The following is a 15,768-nucleotide window of genomic DNA, read 5'->3' as shown; positions in this document are numbered from 1 at the left end:
TCACTCCCTGAAGGGCAGGCCGGCGTACTGCTCGGCGAGGCTCTGCCGGGCCGCGAGGGACCGGGTGACGTACTCGAGCTGGCCCACCTGGCTGCGGTAGCGGAACCCGCGCGCGGAGGCGTCCGGCTCGTCGTGGTGCACGTGCAGCATCTCGGTCATCCACTGCGAGAACTGCTGCACCTTCCACTGCCGGGACAGCGCCTGGTCGCTGTACCTGGCCAGCCCCGTGGGGTCTCCCGCCCGCTCGTCGAGCAGCGCCTGGCCGAGCAGCGCCACGTCCGCGATCGCCGAGTTGAGGCCCTTCGCCCCGGTCGGCGGCACGATGTGGCCCGCGTCGCCCGCGAGGAACAGGCGGCCGTGGGCCAGCGTCGAGGCGACGAAGCTCCGCATCGGGGTGATCGACTTCTCGGTGATCGGCCCCTCGGCGAGCGTCCACCCGTCGACGCCGAGACGCGTCTGCAGGGCGTCCCAGATCCGCGCGTCGCTCCAGTCGTCGATCGACTCGTCGGGAGCCACCTGCAGGTACAGGCGCGAGACCTGGCGCGACCGCATGGAGTGCATGGCGAACCCCTCGCGGTGCAGCGCGTAGACCAGGTCGTCCGTCGAGGGTTCGACCTCGGCCAGGATGCCGAGCCAGGCGTACGGGTACGTGCGCTCCCAGGTGACCTGCTCCGACGGCGGCAGCGACCGGCGGCAGACCCCGTGGTACCCGTCCGCGCCGATCACGACGTCGCACGCGAGCTCGACCTCCCCGCGGTCGTCGCGGTAGCGCACGCCCGGGCTGCTCCCGGTCACGCCGCGCACCTGGACGTCGGCCGCCTCGAACACGATGTCGGACCCGGCGCGCTCGTGCTCGGCGAGCAGGTGCGCGACCAGCGCCTGCTGCCCGTAGACGGTCACGGTGCGTCCGACCAGCTCGGGGAAGTCGAGGTGGTGGCGCTCGCCCTCGTACTGCAGGTAGATCCCGTGGTGGGTCAGGCCCCGGCGGCGCAGGTCGTCGTCCAGGCCGAGCGACGCGAGCAGGTCGACGGTGCCCTGCTCGAGCACGCCGGCGCGCACGCGGCCCAGCAGGTGCTCGCGCGTGGTGGCCTCGAGGATGCGGAACGGCACGCCGGCCTGGGCGAGGATGTGGCCGAGCGTGAGCCCCGCCGGCCCCGCGCCGACGATCGCGACGCCCGTCGTCTCCTGCACGGGACCGCTCACGGCGCGGCGACGAAGGTCTGGCGGATGTCCCCGATGCCCTCCGCGGTGCTCACCAGCGTCTCGCCCGGCCGCAGGAAGCGCGGCGGCGTGCGGCGGTTGCCCACGCCGGCGGGCGTCCCGGTGAAGATCAGGTCGCCCGGGAGCAGGCGGCACACGGCCGAGAGGCGGGCGACCAGGTCGTCCACCGGGAAGATGAGCTCGCTCGTGCGGCCCTGCTGGAGGACCTCGTCGCCGATCCGGGACGCGAAGCCGACGTCGTCGCGGTCGGGCAGCTCGTCGGGCGTCACCACGACGGGCCCGGTGGGTCCGAACCCGGGGTGGGACTTGGCCAGCGAGAACTGCGGCGGGGTCCCGCGCAGCTGCTGCACGCGCTCCGAGAGGTCCTGCCCGAGAGTGAGGCCCGCGACGGCGTCCCACGCCTCGGCGCGGGGGATCCGGTACCCGCCGCGGCCGATGACGGCGACCACCTCGATCTCCCAGTCGACGTGACCCTCGGGCAGCTCGACGGTGGTCACCGGGCCGGTGATGCTGGTGGGGAACTTGGTGAACACGAGCGGCTCGTCGGGCGCCACGAACCCGGCCTCGGCGGCGTGCGGCCGGTAGTTCAGCGCGATCGCGAACACCTGCCGAGGGGCCGGGACCGGAGCCCCGAGCTGGTCGGGGGTCACCGCGACCCCGCCGTACCAGTCCGCGCCCGGCGCCCAGGAGACGACGTCCGACCAGCGCTCGAGAGCGGCCACGGGGTCCGCCGGGAGAGCGCCGCCGGACGCGGTGGCCACGTCGAGGGCGCGCCCGTCGCGGACCAGCGCGAACCGTCCGTCGAGGGTGCCGAACCTCATCGCGTCAGCCGTTGGTGGGGGAGTAGAGGTCCGTCGTGTACGGCTCCGTGTCGTGCGCGGCGCTCCACGGCACCACGTGGTTGCGCAGGATGCCGACGCCCTCGATCTCCGCCTCGATCCGGTCGCCCGGCTGCAGGTAGAAGTCGAAGGGGTTCGGCTGGATCGCCGCGACGCCCGAGATGGTGCCGGTGGTGATGATGTCGCCCGCGCTGTAGCCCTGCGCCGAGTGGTAGGCGACCAGGTGCGGCAGGGAGATGATCATGTCGGACGTGTTGCCCTGCTGCCGGACGTCGCCATTGACCCGCAGCTCCATGCGCAGGTTCTGCGGGTCCGGGATCTCGTCCTTGGTGACGATCCACGGGCCGATCGGGCAGAAGGTGTCGATCCCCTTGGAGAACGAGAAGACGCCCGACTGCATCTCGCGGCGCTGGATGTCCCGCGCCGTGATGTCGTTGAACACGAGGTAGCCGGCGATGTAGTCCTCGGCCTCCTCGGGCCCGAAGAACTTGCCGCTCTTGCCGATGACGACGCCCAGCTCGAGCTCGTAGTCCATCTCGCGCGTGAGGCCCTCGGGGTATACGATCGCGTCGTCGGGGCCGATGATCGCGTCGACGTTCTGGAAGAAGACGATGCCCTTGTGCACCGGGTGCGACCAGTTCACCGCCGCGAGCTCCTCGTGGTGGGCCGCGAAGTTGCCGGCCGTGTGGAAGAACTTCTTGGGCACGATCGGCGCCCGCAGGTGGACCGCGTCGCGCGAGAACCGGCGTCCGGTCTCCTCGACGTCACCGCCCCGCTCGAAGTACTCCCGCGTGGAGCCGACGCCGAGCTCGACGACCTCGTCACCGTCGAGGTACCCCACGAGGCCCTCGTTGAACGTCACGAGCTTCATCGCTCGACCCTCTTTCACTCTACGAAAGTTAGTTTCACAATTCTGATGAGGCGACGGTCCACCTGTCAAGCGAGGCGGCGGTCAGTGCGGCGGTGCGGCGACGCGCAGCACGCGCAGCTGAAGGGCCAGCGTGTCGTAGTAGCCGACGAGCGTGAGCAGCTCGAACACCTGGGGGAGGCCGAGCACGTCCGTAGCCTGCGCGAACGCCTCGTCGTCGAGGTCGCCGGAGTCCAGGAGCTGGTGCGTCGAGCGGGCCACGACGCGCTCTGACGGTGACGTGAGCACGTCGTAGTCGTGCTCCCGCAGGGCCTGGAGCTCCGCGTCCGTGAGCCCCGCGTGGCGCCCGACGGCCTCGTGGGCGTACCACTCGAACGCGGAGTCGCGGTGGACCGCGACCACGAGGATGGCGATCTCGCGCTCCCGGTCCGAGAACGTCGTCCGGTAGCGCACGGCCGCGCCGAGCTCCTGGAGCGCCATGCCCACGCCGGGCTGCAGGAGGAAGGCGTTGAACGGCCCCTCCAGGGCGCCGGCGTCGTCGACCAGCCGGAACAGCGCGGGACCCTGGGCGCGGGGACCGCCGGTGACGGCGTCGTACACCGCGCGCTGTGCCTCGTCGAGAGAGGCGGGGTCGAGCCGGGGGACCCGGGTCACGCGTGGCCGCCGGACAGCAGCGCGGAGATCTCCGCGCACGTGTCCAGCAGCGTGGGTCGCAGCTCGCGCACGATGCGCTGCGTGGACCAGTCGCGCGCCTGGACCGCCAGGTTGACGCCGGCGACGACGCGCCCGCCCTCGCCGGTGACCGGGCCGGCGACCGACCGCAGCCCGTAGGCCAGCTCCTCGTCCTGCATGGCCCAGCCCTGCTGACGGATCTGCTCGAGCTCCGTCCGCAGCTCGTCGAGGGAGACCTTCGCGTTCGGGCCGTGCTGTGCGGCGAACGACTCCGGCGTGATCCGCGACGCCAGGTCGTCCTCGTCGAGGTGGGCGAGCAGGAGCTTGCCGATCGACGTCGTCACGGCGGGCAGCGTCGACCCCACCTGGATGTTCGCGGTCACCAGGTCGGAGTTGCGCAGCCGCACGAGGTAGAGCACGTGGTCGCCGGTGAGCACCGCGAGGTTCACGGTCTCGCCGGTGCTCTCGCCCAGGCGCTGCAGCCTGGGGGTGGCGACGCCGACGAGGTCGAGGCTGCGCAGCGCGGCCGACCCGAGCGTCAGCGTGCGGACGCCGGGGCGGTAGTCGCCGTTGGGCAGGTGGTCGAGATACCCCTCGGACGCGAGCGTCTGCACCACGCGGTACACGGTGGGCATCGGCAGCCCGGCGGCGGCGGCGAGATCGGTGACGCGCCAGGTGGGTCGCTGCTCGTCGAACAGGCTGAGGATCCGCAGGCCCTTGGCCAGCGCCTCGACCCGGTACTCGCGCTTCTCGGCAGCCTCGGCCGGGTCGGCGGCGGTGGCGACCTTGGTCTTGGGGGGCATCGGTGTCCTCCGTGCTCGTCGTCCCGACTGGTCCGCGTCAGCCTAGGGCGCGGGGTGGGCGATGCCTGGACAGGCTCGCGGTGTCTACCATAGTCTACGGGAAAGCGACTTTCATGATGTGAGAATGAAGGGACACCGGAGTCCATGGGGGATTGGCTGGGTCTAGGGGGCAGGCCAGCGCTCGTCGTGGGCGCCGGAGGGCTCGGCGGCGCGAGCGCGGTGAGCCTGGCGGTCCAGGGTGCGCGCGTGGTCGTCGCCGACATCGACGAGGGTGCGCTCGAGTCCGTCGCGCGCGGGGCCAAGGACGAGGGCGCCGAGGTGCTCACGCTGCTGGCCGACGTGTCGACGGCCGAGGCCAGCCGCGCCGTGGTCGAGGAGGCCGCCTCGCTGGTGGGGACCCCGCAGGTGTTCCTGCACGCCGTCGGCCGCAACGACCGGCGCCCGGTGCTCGAGCTCGCCGACGAGGACTGGGAGTCCATCCTCACGCTCAACCTCTCCACGGCGTGGTGGCTCGGGCAGGAGGTCGGCCGCCGGATGGTCGCGGCCGGCACCGGCCGCATGGTCTTCGTGTCCTCCGTCTCGGCCCTGCTGGCCCACGCCAACCACGCGCCGTACGCGGCCACCAAGGGCGGGATCAACCAGATGATGCGGGTCATGGCCCGCGAGTGGGCGCCCCACGGCGTCAGCGTCAACGCGGTCGGCCCCGGCTACGTGGAGACCGACCTCACCCGGACGTACCTCGCGCGCGACGGCCACCGCGAAGAGCTGGAGTCGCTCGTCCCCGCGGGAAGGCTGGGCCGTCCGGCCGAGGTGGCCGACGCCGTGACCTTCCTGCTCTCCGAGCGCGCCGGGTTCATCACCGGCCAGTGTGTGTACATCGACGGCGGCCGCACGCTGGTCTGACCGTCACCCGCCCGATCCACCGAACCGCAAAGGACACACCGCCGTGCCTCTCGCTCCCGTCCCCGTCCCGCGGCGCTTCGAGGGCCGCTCCGTCGTCGTCACCGGGGCCGGCACCGGCTTCGGCGCCGAGATCGCCGTGCGCGCCGCGCAGGAGGGCGCCCGCGCCGTCGGGATCCACTACCGCAGCTCCGCGGCCGGGGCCGAGGCGACCGCCGAGCGCGTGCGCGCCGAGGGCGCCGAGGCGGTGCTCCTGCAGGCCGACATCATCGAGTGGGCGCAGGTCGCCGCGATGGCCGACGCCGCGTTCGAGGCGCTCGGCCAGGTCGACGTGCTGATCAACAACGTGGGGGACGTCGCGCGCGAGCAGATGTCGTGGCGGGACATCACCGAGGAGTCGATCGACCACGTGCTGGCGGTCGACATCAAGGGGACCATGGCGTGCATCCACGAGTTCGGGCAGCGGATGCTCGACCAGGGCCACGGCGCCATCGTCAACATCGGGTCGACCGTCATCGTCCGCGGCAGCGCGCGGGCCCCGCAGTACGCGGCGGCCAAGTACGGCCTGCTCGGTGCCACCAAGTCGTACGCGCACGCCTTCGCGCCGACCGTCCGGGTCAACATCTTCGCGCCCGGGTTCATCGAGACCGAGGCGACCCTGGGCCGCAAGGACTGGCGCGAGGGTCGCGGCGACCAGCTCCGCGCCCTGACGCCCATGGGCCGCATCCCCGGACCGGCCGAGATGGCGGGCCCGGCGCTGTTCCTGGCCACCGACGACGCGGCGCACATCACGGGCACCTACATGGTGGCCGACGGCGGCTACAACATGGTCGGGGCGTGAGCACGCACCCGCGCGACCTGCCGCTGGCCGAGGCGCGCGCCCTGGTGCAGCGCGCGGTCGACAAGGCCGAGCAGCTCGGACTGCGCGGCGGCGTCGCCGTGGTGGGAGCGAGCGGCGCGCTGGTCACCGCCTCGCGGCTCGACCACGGCGGGCCCGGAGGCATGGCGCGGGCGCGGTCGAAGGCGTGGATCTCGGCGACGCAGCAGATCCCGAGCGCCGAGCACCTGCACCGGATGACCGTGCTGCCGGTGCCGATCTCGACGGGCTTCGTGGCCGCGTCTCCTGAGGCGGTGTTCCCCGGGGCCGGCGGCATGCCCGTGCTGCGCGACGGGGTCGTGGTCGGCGGCGTGGCGGCCTCGGGCGCGACCGTCAGCCCCTTCCTCCCGGCCGGGGTCGCACCGGAGGTGGTCAGCGCCGAGGGCGAGCCGGCCAACCCCGAGGACCTGCTCGTCGCGTACGCGCTGGGCGGCGGCTACGTCGGCCAGCACGGCGACGACCGGGCGCGCTGGGAGGCGCGGTTCGGGGATCTCGTCGTCGCGCCCGAGGCGAGCCTCGGCATGAAGCCGGCGCCGCGCGCGAGCGCCCAGGACGAGCTGACCTGGGCGATCGCCCTGTGCGACGCCGCGATGGCCCGGGCCCAGGCGCTCGGCGTCCGGGTCAGCGTGGCCGTCGTCGACCGCGGCGGTGATCCCGTGCAGCAGGACCGCATGGACGACGCGGTCGCCGGCGGCGTCGACGTCGCGCTCGCCACCGCCTCCGCGGCCGCGCGCTTCGGCGTGCCCAGCGCTGAGCTCGCGACGTCCTTCGGTGCCGCCGCGGCGGCCCTGGGCACCCTGTCGCCCGCGCCCTTCCTGGCCGCGCCCGGGGGAGTGCCGCTGGTGATCGGGGGCCGGGTGGTCGGCGGCCTCGGCGTGGGCGGTGCGGACCCGCAGACCTGCGCCGACATCGCCGCGCTGGCGGCGGCGTCGTGACCGTGCGGGTCGCGGTCCTCGGGTGCGGGGCCATCGGCAGCCTCTACGCCGCGCACCTCGCGCGGGTGCCGGGCGTCGAGGTCTGGGCGGTCGACCCGTGGTCCGAGCACGTCGCCGCGATCGAGAGCGGCGGGCTGCGCGTCACGGGCAACGCCGACTTCGTCGCCCCCGTGCGGGCGGTGACCGACGCCGCGCAGCTGCCCGCGTGCGACTTCGGCGTGGTCGCGACGAAGGCGCAGCACACGCGCGCGGCGGTGCAGGCGGCCCGGTCCGCGCTCGCCGACGCCGCGGTGGTGAGCGTGCAGAACGGCCTGGGCAACGAGGAGGTCGTCGCCGAGTCCGTGCCGCACGTCATCCGCGGCAGCATCGTCACGGCCGGCGCGGTGACGGCACCCGGCACCGTGCGGTACGACGCCCCGGGCGACTCGTGGTTCGGGCCGTTCGAGCCGAGCCCCGCGGGCGCCGACGAGATCGCACGGCTGGCGGCGCTGCTGACCGAGGGCGGCCTGCGCACGCACGCGATGGCCGACGCCCGCGGACCGCAGTGGACCAAGGTGGTGTTCAACGCGGCGACCAGCCCGCTGTCGGCGCTCACGGGCCTCACAGTCGGCCAGGTGTGCACGGACCCCGGGCTGCGCGCTCAGGTGGACGCCCTGGTGGCCGAGGCGCTCGCCGTGTGCGCGGCGGCCGGCATCGTGCTGCTCCGGGAGCCCGCGGAGTCGGTGCAGGAGGCCATCGACGAGGCCTTCTGGCACAAGCCGTCGATGCTGCAGGACGTGCTGGCCCGGCGGACGACGGAGGTCGACGTGCTCAACGGCGGCATCGCGCTCGAGGGCGCGCGGGTGGGCGTCGCCACGCCGCAGCACGACGCCATGGTCGCGCTGGTGCACGGGCTCGAGAGCTCCTGGTCATGACGGGCCAGGTGCTCGGGCTCGGGTGCGGGGTCCCCGGCGGAAGCGCCGAGATCCTGCTGGTGGAGGCGCTGCGCGCGGCCGAGGCCGACGGGGCGACGGTGGAGCTCGTGCGGCTCGACGAGCTGCGGCTGCCCGAGGACGCCGACTGGTTCTGGGAGCGCCTGGTGGCCTGCGACGCGTGGGTGGTCAGCGCGCCGATCATCAGCCGCACCGTGCCGGGCCGGCTCAAGGTGCTCGCCGACCTGCTCCTGGGGCCCAACGCGGACGCGGCGATCATCCAGGGGCTGCTCGAGGCGAGGCGGGCCGGGGCCGAACCGGTGGTGCCCTTCCGGGTGGACGAGCGCGTGCTCAGGCCACGGGTGGCCGCGTTCATCGCCTGCGGGGGGTCGCTGACGACGCAGTGGAAGGCGCTCGCGCTGCCCGTCATGCACACCCTCGCGTTCTCGATGCACCTCAAGGTGGTCGACCAGCTGGTGGTCGACGGCGCCGGCACGCCCCGGTCCGTCGTGCTCGACGACGACGCCCTCCGGCGCGCCGCCGCCCTGGGCCACCACGTGGCGAGCCAGCGGGGCCGACCGTGGCAGGAGGCCGAGTACCTCGGCCCGCCCGGGGCGTGCCCGATGTGCCGCCTCGACGTCGTGGTGCTCTCGGGCCGGGACGTCGAGTGCGCGACCTGCGGGGCGCGGGGACGGCTCGCCGACGACTTCGCGGTCGAGTGGACCGACCTCACCACCTCGGTGATCTCCATGGACGAGAAGCGGGACCACTACGTCGAGATCGTCGACACCGCCCGGCGGCACGCAGGCCTGCGCGACGTCATCGACGAGCGCGCCGCGGCGTACGCCGGGTTTCCCGTCACCCGTCCGGCCCCCTGAGCACAGTCACAGTTTCGTCACGACGGGCCGGGACGTAGACAACGGCTCGTCGTCGCTCTACGGTTGGTGCTAGATGGAAAGTTACTTTCACGATGTGAAAGCGCCTCATCACCGCGGACATCAAAGGAGATCCCCGTGAGCTTGTCCCGCCGGCACTACACCCGCACGATGTCGGGCCTCGCGCTCGTCACCGTCGTCGGCCTTCTCGCCGCGTGCAGCGGCTCCAGCGGCGACGACACCGCGTCGACGCCCGGCGCCTCGGACACCGGCTCGTCCGGTTCGAGCCTGCCCAAGACCCTCGCGTTCTCGCCGATCGGCCTCCAGGTCCCCGCCATGAAGGGCCTGTCGGAGGGCGTGACGGGCTACGGCAAGTCGCAGGGCTGGGAGGTCATCGTCCAGGACCCGAGCCTCGACCCGACCAAGCAGGTCCAGCAGGTCACCGAGGTGCTCGACTCCGGCCGAGCAGGCGCAGCGTGGATCATCGCGATCGCCCCCAAGTCGATGAGCGACGTGCTCAAGAAGGCGCAGTCGAGCGGCATCCCGGTCCTGATCAACGGCGTCCCGGCCGACTACGGATTCGACGGCCCGCAGCCGGGCATCTCGTTCGACACGATCGACTACGCGGCCGGCGGCACGGCTGTCGGCGAGCAGCTGGGCAAGTGCATCAACGAGAAGATGGGCGGGACCGCGAACGTCCTGTACGGCGAGTCGGCGGCCGGCACGGCCGGCAAGGAGGAGTCCGACAAGGCGTTCAAGGACGCCCTCGCCAAGACCGCCCCCAAGGCGAAGATCGTGCAGAGCTGGACCATCTCGGACCGCGCCGCCTCGCAGACCGACGTGGGCAACATCCTGCAGGGCCAGCCCGACGCCAACGCGGTCGCCGCGGCCAACGACGAGGGCGCGCTCGGCGCCATCGGTGCCTTCAAGGCGGCGGGCAAGGACCTGCCGTGCATCGTCGAGTTCGGCGGCAACGACGAGGTCCTCGCGCTGGTCAAGGACGGCACGATCTTCGCGTCCGTCGCCCTGCAGTTCGGCGACGACATGACGCAGTCGTTCGACACCCTGGTCACGATGCAGGAGGACCCGACCGCCGTCGGCCCGATGCTCACGGTTCCGCAGAAGGTCATCACGGCCGGCAGCTGACCGGGCGCGTGAGGGAAGAGACGTGACGATGAGCCTGCCCACCGAGGCGCACGGCCAGGTGGCCCCCGACGAGCCGGGGGCCACCGTGCCGGCACCGCCCGCCTCGCCCACGCCCGCACCGTCGCCCGTCGGCGACAGCGCGGGGGTGCGCGGCCTGATCTTCCTCCGGGACCGCGGCATCTTCGTGCTGTGGGGGCTGCTGATCCTCGCGTTCAGCTTCTGGTGCAGCCCCTACTTCGCGAGCCTGAACAACGCGATCCTCATCGCCAACGCGGCGGCCATCAGCGCGATCTTCGCGGCCGGTGTCGCGGTCGGGATCATCTGCGGGGCGCTCGACCTGTCGATCCCGGGCGTCGCCGCGCTGGCCAGCTGTCTGACGGGCTGGTTGATGATCAACGGCGCGCCGGTCTGGCTCGCCCTCCTGGCCGGTCTGGCCGTGGGGCCGCTGGTAGGCCTGCTCAACGGGCTCGTGTCGCTGCGCGGCTTCAACCCGATCATCGTGACCATCGCGACGCTCTCGTTGACGTCCGCCGCCGCCGCGATCATCGCGGGCGGCTACACGATCCCCGGCCTCGACGCCCTCGACTTCATGGGCACCCAGCGCTACCTGGGCGTGCCGGCGCCGGTCTGGATCGTCGCCGTGCTCTTCCTGGTCGGCACCGTCTTCCTGACCCGGACCCGGGACGGCATCCGACTGATGGCGGTCGGCGGCAGCGCCGAGGCCGTGCGCCGGTCCGGCATCCACAGCAACCGGTACCGCGTGCTGGCGTTCATGATCAGCAGCGGCTGCGCCGCCCTCGGTGGGCTCGTCACCGCGGCCACGGTCACCGAGGCCAGCCCGTCGGCCAGCCCGGGCATCATCTTCACGGCGCTGACGGCCGTCGCCCTCGCCGGTGTCTCGCTCGTCGGCGGTCGGGGCAGCCTGCCTCGCGTCCTGGTCGGCGCCCTGGTGCTCGCGACGATCTCCAACGGCCTGACCATCAAGGGCGTCCAGCCGTACTGGGCGACAGGCGTCACCGGCCTGCTGCTGCTCGGCTCGCTCGGCCTCGAGCGCTGGATCTCCATGACGGTCTCGCGCCGGCTCATGGCCACGGCGCAGGCATCCGTCCACACGGGAACGCGGTGAACGCCATGACGGACCAGGCACCGGCCCTCGAGCTCGAGGCCGTCGACATGCACTACGGCTACGTCCGGGCCCTCGACTCGATCGACTTCCGGGTGGGGCAGGGCGAGGTCGTCGGCCTGCTCGGCGACAACGGAGCCGGCAAGTCGTCTCTGCTCAAGGTGATGTCCGGTGCGCACCGCCCCTCGGGCGGCACGCTCCGGGTGCACGGCACCGAGGTCGAGTTCCACGCGCCCAGCGATGCCACGCGGGCCGGGATCCAGATGGTCTACCAGGACCTCGCGCTGGTGGAGCCGCTGGACATCGCCACGAACCTCAACATCGGCCGGGAGATCCTGCGCAAGGGGCTGCTGGGCACGCTCGGGTTCGTCGACCACAAGGCGCAGCGCCGCCGCTCGGAGGCCGAGCTGGACAAGCTCGGCGTCCGGACCGCGGCCATGACCCGCCCGGTGGAGATGCTCTCCGGCGGTCAGCGTCAGGTCGTCGCCCTGGCCCGCAGCGCCACGCGCGTGTCCGGCGAGCAGAACGGCATCCTGCTGCTCGACGAGCCCACGGCCGCCCTCGGCTACGAGCAGACACAGGTGGTGCATGCGCTGATCCGGCGGATGGCGGACCAGGGCATCGCGATCGTGCTGGTCACGCACAACCTGCCGCTCGCGACCGCCGTGTGCGACCGCATCGCCGTGCTCAACCGCGGGCGCAAGGTGGCGGACCTGCCGACGGCCGAGACCGACAACGACCAGCTGGTCGGCTGGATCACCGGGGCGCGCGCCTCGATGTTCGTCTGAGGTGCCCGCACCGCTCGCGCCGAGGGCCGTCCGCGTCGACGTCGTCGGCGGGGACCCTCTCGGGCGCGGCGACCGGCCCGCGCTGTCGTGGTGGCTGCCCGAGGGCGCCACCCGGCAGACGGCCTACCGCATCGCGACCGACGACGGGTACGACACCGGGGTGGTGGAGTCCGAGCGCCAGTCGTACGTCGAGGTGCCCGTGTTCGACCGGTCGCGGCGCAGCTGCCGGGCGCGGGTGACCGTGTGGACCGACCTCGGCCAGAGCCCGGCGAGCGAGCCCGTCCTGCTCGAGAGCGGCCTGCTCGACGAGGCCGACTGGTCGGCGCACTGGATTGCAGCGCGCGAGGCCGGGCGGTCGGCCCGGTGGTTCCGCTCGGTCGTCGACGTGCCGGCCGGCGCGGACGCGCGCCTGCACGTCACGGCACTCGGGCTCTACGAGGCGTTCCTGAACGGGCGGCGCGTAGGCGACGTCGAGCTGGCGCCCGGGTACACGCAGTACGCGCGACGCGTGCAGCGGCTGGCGTTCGACGTCACGGCACTGCTGCGGCCCGGTCCGAACGTCATCGCGGTGCTGGTGGCCGACGGGTGGTACCGCGGCCAGGTCGGAGCGCCTCGCGCCACCGACCAGTTCGGCTCCCAGCCTGCCCTGCGCCTGCAGCTCGAGGCGAGGGACGGCCCGGGATGGACCACCCTGGCCGCGACGGGCGAGCACTGGCAGACCGGCCCCTCGCACGTGCTGGCCGCCGATCTGATCGCGGGCCAGCACGAGGACCGGCGGCTGGTGGACCCCTCCGTCCACGAGACCGCCGACCCCGGCTGGGGGAACGCGGTCGAGGTGCCGGTGGACGTGGCGGTCGTCGGCCCCGTCGCGCCGCCCGTCCGGCGCGTCGAGGACCTCCGCCCGGTCGCGGTCGCGCGGCGGCCGGACGGCGCCTCGATCGTCGATCTCGGGCAGAACGTCAACGGCTGGACCCGGGTCCGCGACCTCGGGCCGTCCGGGACCACGCTGGTGCTCCGGCACGGCGAGCACCTCGACGCCGACGGGGACCTGACCACCACGCACCTCGACGTCGACCTTCCCGTGGTCCCGGACCCGCTGCCGCTCGGGCAGGTCGACGTCGTGACCTCGGCCGGGCGTCCCGGCGACGCGTTCGAGCCGCGCTTCACCACCCACGGGTTCCGCTACGTCCGGGTCGAGGGCCATCCGGGCACCCTGACGCCCGACGACGTCACCGGCGTGGTCGTGCACTCCGACCTGCGCCGCACCGGCTGGTTCGCCTGCAGCGACGAGCGGGTGCGACGCCTGCACGACGCGGTCGTGTGGTCGTTGCGCGGGAACGTGTGCGACATCCCCACGGACTGCCCGCAGCGCGAGCGGGCGGGGTGGACGGGGGACTGGCAGGTGTTCGCGCCGACGGCCGCGGCCCTCTACGACGTGCTCGGCTTCAGCCGGAAGTGGCTGCGCGACGTGGCGCTCGACCAGCGTGCCGACGGCTGCGTCGCCAACATGTCGCCGTGCCCGCCCGCGGAGGGCTTCGACGGCCCGATCGGCTTCCTCAACGGCTCGGCGGGCTGGGGCGACGTGGTCGTCGCGACGCCGTGGGACCTCTACCAGGCCTACGGGGACCTCTCGCTGCTTCGCGAGTCGTGGCCCGCGGCCACCCGGTGGCTCGACTTCGCGATCCGCGGCGCCGCGCAGGGCCGGCACCCGGACCGCGCGGCCCGACGGCCCGTCGCCGCGCCGCACGAGGAGTTCCTGTGGGACATCGGCTTCCACTGGGGCGAGTGGCTCGAACCCGGGGTCGAGGTGGGCGACTTCCGCGCCTTCGTGGGTGCCGACAAGTCCGAGGTGGCGACCGCGTACCTGCACCGCTCCGCGGCGACGATGGTGCAGGTCGGGGAGCTGCTCGGCGAGGACGTCGAGCGGTACCGCCGGGTCGCCGAGGGCGCGCGGGCCGCCTGGCAGGCCGAGTTCGTGGCGGCCGACGGCACGCTCCGGGTCCGGACGCAAGCGTCGCACGTCCGCGCACTGGCGTTCGGCCTGGTGCCCGACGACCTGCGCCCGGCCGTCGCCGACGCGCTGGTCCGGCTGGTCGCCGAGGCGGGGGGCCACCTCGGCACCGGCTTCCTGTCGACGGGGCTGCTGCTGCCGACCCTGGCCGCGTCGGGCCACGCCGACGCCGCCTACGAGCTGCTCCTGCAGGACACCGAGCCGTCGTGGCTGGCCATGATCGACCGGGGCGCCACGACGATGTGGGAGCGGTGGGACGGGGTCGATGCGGACGGGGTGGCGCACGCGTCCCTGAACCACTACAGCAAGGGCGCGGTCGCGTCCTTCCTGCACCGGCACGTCGCCGGCCTCGAGCCGACCGCGCCGGGCTACCGCGCGTTGCGGGTCCGCCCCGTGCCGGGCGGGGGGCTGACGTGGGCGACGCTGCGGCACGACAGCCCGTTCGGCCCGATCGAGGTGGCCTGGCGGATCGAGGGCGGCGGGTTCGAGCTCGACGTCCAGGTGCCTCCCGGCACGTCCGCGGAGCTGGTGCTGCCCGACGGGTCACGCGAGACCGTCGGTCCCGGCGCGCACCGCCGACGGGTCACAGGGTCGTGGCCTCGCCCGTGACCAGCCGGCGCACGACGCCGTCGGGGCTGAAGGCGGCGAGCATCCCCGCGTACTTGGCGGGGTCGGTGGTCTCGCCCTCGTGGATCGGCACGGCGACGCGGGGGGCCACGGCGCGCACGTACTCGACGGCCTCGGCCAACTTGAGCCACGGCCCGTCGATGGCGACGGCGAGCACGTCGACGTTCCGGCCGGGCAGCACGAACGAGTCGCCGGGGTGCAAGAGCGCGCCGTCGTCGACGAGGTACGCCGCGTTGGTGCAGCCCGGCACGTCCGCCCACACGGCCGCGTGCAGGTCGCCCAGGACGTCGACCGTCGAGCCGCCGAACGTCAGGCGGTCGCCGGGCCGGGCGACGACGACCGTCGCACCGAGGCCGGCCACGGCGGGTGCGGTGTCCGCGTCGACCACCAGGGTGGCGGCGGGGTTGGCCTCGAGCAGCGCGCCGAGCCGGGCGATGTCGACGTGGTCCGGGTGCTGGTGCGTGACCAGGACGGCGTCGAGGTCGCGCACGTCCTTGAAGCTCGACAGGGTGCCCGGGTCGAGAAGGAGCCGCGCCCCGTCGGTCTCGACGAGGAGGCAGGCGTGGCCGAGGTGGGTGAGCTGCATGCGGCCATACTCTCACTGTCAGAACATCACTTCCACAGAACGGGAGACGTGATGCATCACCTCGGCTACTGGGTCGACGACCTCGACGCGGCGATCGACCGCACTGTCCGGACGCTCGGGGTGGGCCCGTTCCTGGTCCACGAGCACGTCCGCTTCGAGTCGTTCGTGCTGGCGGACGGCACGGTGGTCGAGGACCCCGCGTACTTCGACCACTCGGCGGCGTTCACGGCCTGGGGCCCGGTCGTCCTCGAGCTGGCGGTCGTGCACTCGGTCGACCCGGCGCTCGCCACGGCCTACGGGCTCGGCGTGGGCGGGCTGGGGCACGTCAGCTGGGTGGCCGACGACCTGGCGGCCGAGTCCGCGCGCCTCGAGGAGCAGGGCTGCCGGCTGATCCACACGGCGAGCTCCGGCGCCGTCGCGGTCGCGTGGCACGACGGCGGCCCGCTGTTCCCGCACCCGATCGAGGTGCACCGCGCCGGCGCGCCGATCCTCGGGATGCACGCGCGCCTGGCCGCCCTCGCGGCAGGCTGGGACGGTCGCGAGACGCGGTTCCCGATGCAGGGGTGACGGTGCTGGATTCCTGACG

General features: G+C 73.4%; 16 protein-coding genes. 10 read left to right on the top strand and 6 right to left on the bottom strand.

Annotated elements, in window-relative coordinates; genetic code table 11:
• The 5 genes from AB5970_RS06715 to AB5970_RS06695 all read right to left on the bottom strand — a co-directional run bounded on the left by AB5970_RS06715 (position 1) and on the right by AB5970_RS06695 (position 4,403).
• Positions 1 to 1,203, bottom strand: a complete 1,203-nt coding sequence (locus tag AB5970_RS06715) for a 4-hydroxybenzoate 3-monooxygenase (protein ID WP_370503144.1) — start codon at positions 1,201 to 1,203, stop codon at positions 1 to 3.
• On the bottom strand, positions 1,200 to 2,042 hold the full coding sequence (locus tag AB5970_RS06710; protein ID WP_370503143.1) for a fumarylacetoacetate hydrolase family protein: 843 nt from the start codon (positions 2,040 to 2,042) through the stop codon (positions 1,200 to 1,202). Before AB5970_RS06710 ends, AB5970_RS06715 begins: the two co-directional genes overlap by 4 nt.
• 4 nt (positions 2,043 to 2,046) lie before the next feature.
• Complete coding sequence (locus AB5970_RS06705; protein ID WP_370503142.1) at positions 2,047 to 2,931, bottom strand: fumarylacetoacetate hydrolase family protein; 885 nt, start codon at positions 2,929 to 2,931, stop codon at positions 2,047 to 2,049.
• A gap of 81 nt (positions 2,932 to 3,012) precedes the next feature.
• Positions 3,013 to 3,582 carry a carboxymuconolactone decarboxylase family protein gene (locus AB5970_RS06700; protein WP_370503141.1) on the bottom strand — a complete coding sequence of 190 codons (570 nt, stop codon included), beginning with the start codon at positions 3,580 to 3,582 and terminating at the stop codon, positions 3,013 to 3,015.
• Complete coding sequence (locus AB5970_RS06695) at positions 3,579 to 4,403, bottom strand: IclR family transcriptional regulator (protein ID WP_370503140.1); 825 nt, start codon at positions 4,401 to 4,403, stop codon at positions 3,579 to 3,581. Before AB5970_RS06695 ends, AB5970_RS06700 begins: the two co-directional genes overlap by 4 nt.
• A 186-nt stretch (positions 4,404 to 4,589) precedes the next feature.
• Between AB5970_RS06695 and AB5970_RS06690 the strand changes: the two genes are divergently transcribed.
• The 9 genes from AB5970_RS06690 to AB5970_RS06650 all read left to right on the top strand — a co-directional run bounded on the left by AB5970_RS06690 (position 4,590) and on the right by AB5970_RS06650 (position 14,578).
• Positions 4,590 to 5,306, top strand: a complete 717-nt coding sequence (locus AB5970_RS06690) for an SDR family NAD(P)-dependent oxidoreductase (RefSeq protein ID WP_370503139.1) — start codon at positions 4,590 to 4,592, stop codon at positions 5,304 to 5,306.
• Positions 5,307 to 5,349: 43 nt separating this feature from the next.
• A complete protein-coding gene (locus tag AB5970_RS06685) occupies positions 5,350 to 6,144 on the top strand; it encodes an SDR family NAD(P)-dependent oxidoreductase (RefSeq protein ID WP_370503138.1) in 795 nt (264 codons plus the stop codon).
• Positions 6,141 to 7,115, top strand: coding sequence for a GlcG/HbpS family heme-binding protein (locus AB5970_RS06680; RefSeq protein WP_370503137.1), 975 nt, complete (start codon positions 6,141 to 6,143; stop codon positions 7,113 to 7,115). Before AB5970_RS06685 ends, AB5970_RS06680 begins: the two co-directional genes overlap by 4 nt.
• Entirely contained in the window at positions 7,112 to 8,029 is a 918-nt protein-coding gene (locus AB5970_RS06675) for a ketopantoate reductase family protein (protein ID WP_370503136.1), read from the top strand. The genes AB5970_RS06680 and AB5970_RS06675 overlap by 4 nt, the downstream gene beginning before the upstream one ends.
• Positions 8,026 to 8,904: a flavodoxin family protein gene (locus tag AB5970_RS06670; RefSeq protein WP_370503135.1), complete on the top strand. Its 879-nt coding sequence runs from the start codon at positions 8,026 to 8,028 to the stop codon at positions 8,902 to 8,904. The genes AB5970_RS06675 and AB5970_RS06670 overlap by 4 nt, the downstream gene beginning before the upstream one ends.
• A 135-nt stretch (positions 8,905 to 9,039) precedes the next feature.
• Positions 9,040 to 10,047: a sugar ABC transporter substrate-binding protein gene (locus tag AB5970_RS06665; protein ID WP_370503134.1), complete on the top strand. Its 1,008-nt coding sequence runs from the start codon at positions 9,040 to 9,042 to the stop codon at positions 10,045 to 10,047.
• A 28-nt stretch (positions 10,048 to 10,075) separates the two neighbouring features.
• Entirely contained in the window at positions 10,076 to 11,173 is a 1,098-nt protein-coding gene (locus AB5970_RS06660) for an ABC transporter permease (RefSeq protein ID WP_370503133.1), read from the top strand.
• Positions 11,174 to 11,178: 5 nt separating this feature from the next.
• Entirely contained in the window at positions 11,179 to 11,958 is a 780-nt protein-coding gene (locus tag AB5970_RS06655; protein WP_370503132.1) for an ATP-binding cassette domain-containing protein, read from the top strand.
• A gap of 1 nt (position 11,959) precedes the next feature.
• A complete protein-coding gene (locus tag AB5970_RS06650) occupies positions 11,960 to 14,578 on the top strand; it encodes a family 78 glycoside hydrolase catalytic domain (protein ID WP_370503131.1) in 2,619 nt (872 codons plus the stop codon).
• Here the strand turns inward: AB5970_RS06650 and AB5970_RS06645 are convergent.
• Positions 14,553 to 15,182 (bottom strand): MBL fold metallo-hydrolase, encoded by a 630-nt coding sequence (locus AB5970_RS06645; RefSeq protein WP_370503130.1) that lies wholly within the window; start codon positions 15,180 to 15,182, stop codon positions 14,553 to 14,555. The genes AB5970_RS06650 and AB5970_RS06645 overlap by 26 nt on opposite strands.
• Before the next feature lie 51 nt (positions 15,183 to 15,233).
• Here AB5970_RS06645 and AB5970_RS06640 point away from each other — a divergent pair, with 51 nt between their 5' ends.
• The gene (locus AB5970_RS06640; protein ID WP_370503129.1) at positions 15,234 to 15,749 is read left to right on the top strand and encodes a VOC family protein; all 516 of its coding nucleotides are present in this window, start codon (positions 15,234 to 15,236) and stop codon (positions 15,747 to 15,749) included.
• Positions 15,750 to 15,768 lie beyond the last annotated feature (19 nt).

Origin of the sequence: Cellulomonas sp. ICMP 17802 (assembly GCF_041295535.1) — a bacterium.
Taxonomy (GTDB): domain Bacteria; phylum Actinomycetota; class Actinomycetes; order Actinomycetales; family Cellulomonadaceae; genus Cellulomonas.
The sequence above is the reverse complement of the archived record's forward strand: the minus strand, read 5'-3'. Positions and strand labels throughout refer to the sequence as shown.

Excerpts from the sequence above, each read along its gene's own strand:
- AB5970_RS06655 (WP_370503132.1), top strand. The coding sequence starts at position 11,179 with ATGACGGACCAGGCACCGGCCCTCGAGCTCGAGGCCGTCGACATGCAC.
- AB5970_RS06645 (WP_370503130.1), bottom strand. The coding sequence starts at position 15,182 with ATGCAGCTCACCCACCTCGGCCACGCCTGCCTCCTCGTCGAGACCGAC.
- AB5970_RS06660 (WP_370503133.1), top strand. The coding sequence starts at position 10,076 with ATGAGCCTGCCCACCGAGGCGCACGGCCAGGTGGCCCCCGACGAGCCG.
- AB5970_RS06670 (WP_370503135.1), top strand. The coding sequence starts at position 8,026 with ATGACGGGCCAGGTGCTCGGGCTCGGGTGCGGGGTCCCCGGCGGAAGC.
- AB5970_RS06695 (WP_370503140.1), bottom strand. The coding sequence starts at position 4,403 with ATGCCCCCCAAGACCAAGGTCGCCACCGCCGCCGACCCGGCCGAGGCT.
- AB5970_RS06640 (WP_370503129.1), top strand. The coding sequence starts at position 15,234 with ATGCATCACCTCGGCTACTGGGTCGACGACCTCGACGCGGCGATCGAC.
- AB5970_RS06705 (WP_370503142.1), bottom strand. The coding sequence starts at position 2,931 with ATGAAGCTCGTGACGTTCAACGAGGGCCTCGTGGGGTACCTCGACGGT.
- AB5970_RS06710 (WP_370503143.1), bottom strand. The coding sequence starts at position 2,042 with ATGAGGTTCGGCACCCTCGACGGACGGTTCGCGCTGGTCCGCGACGGG.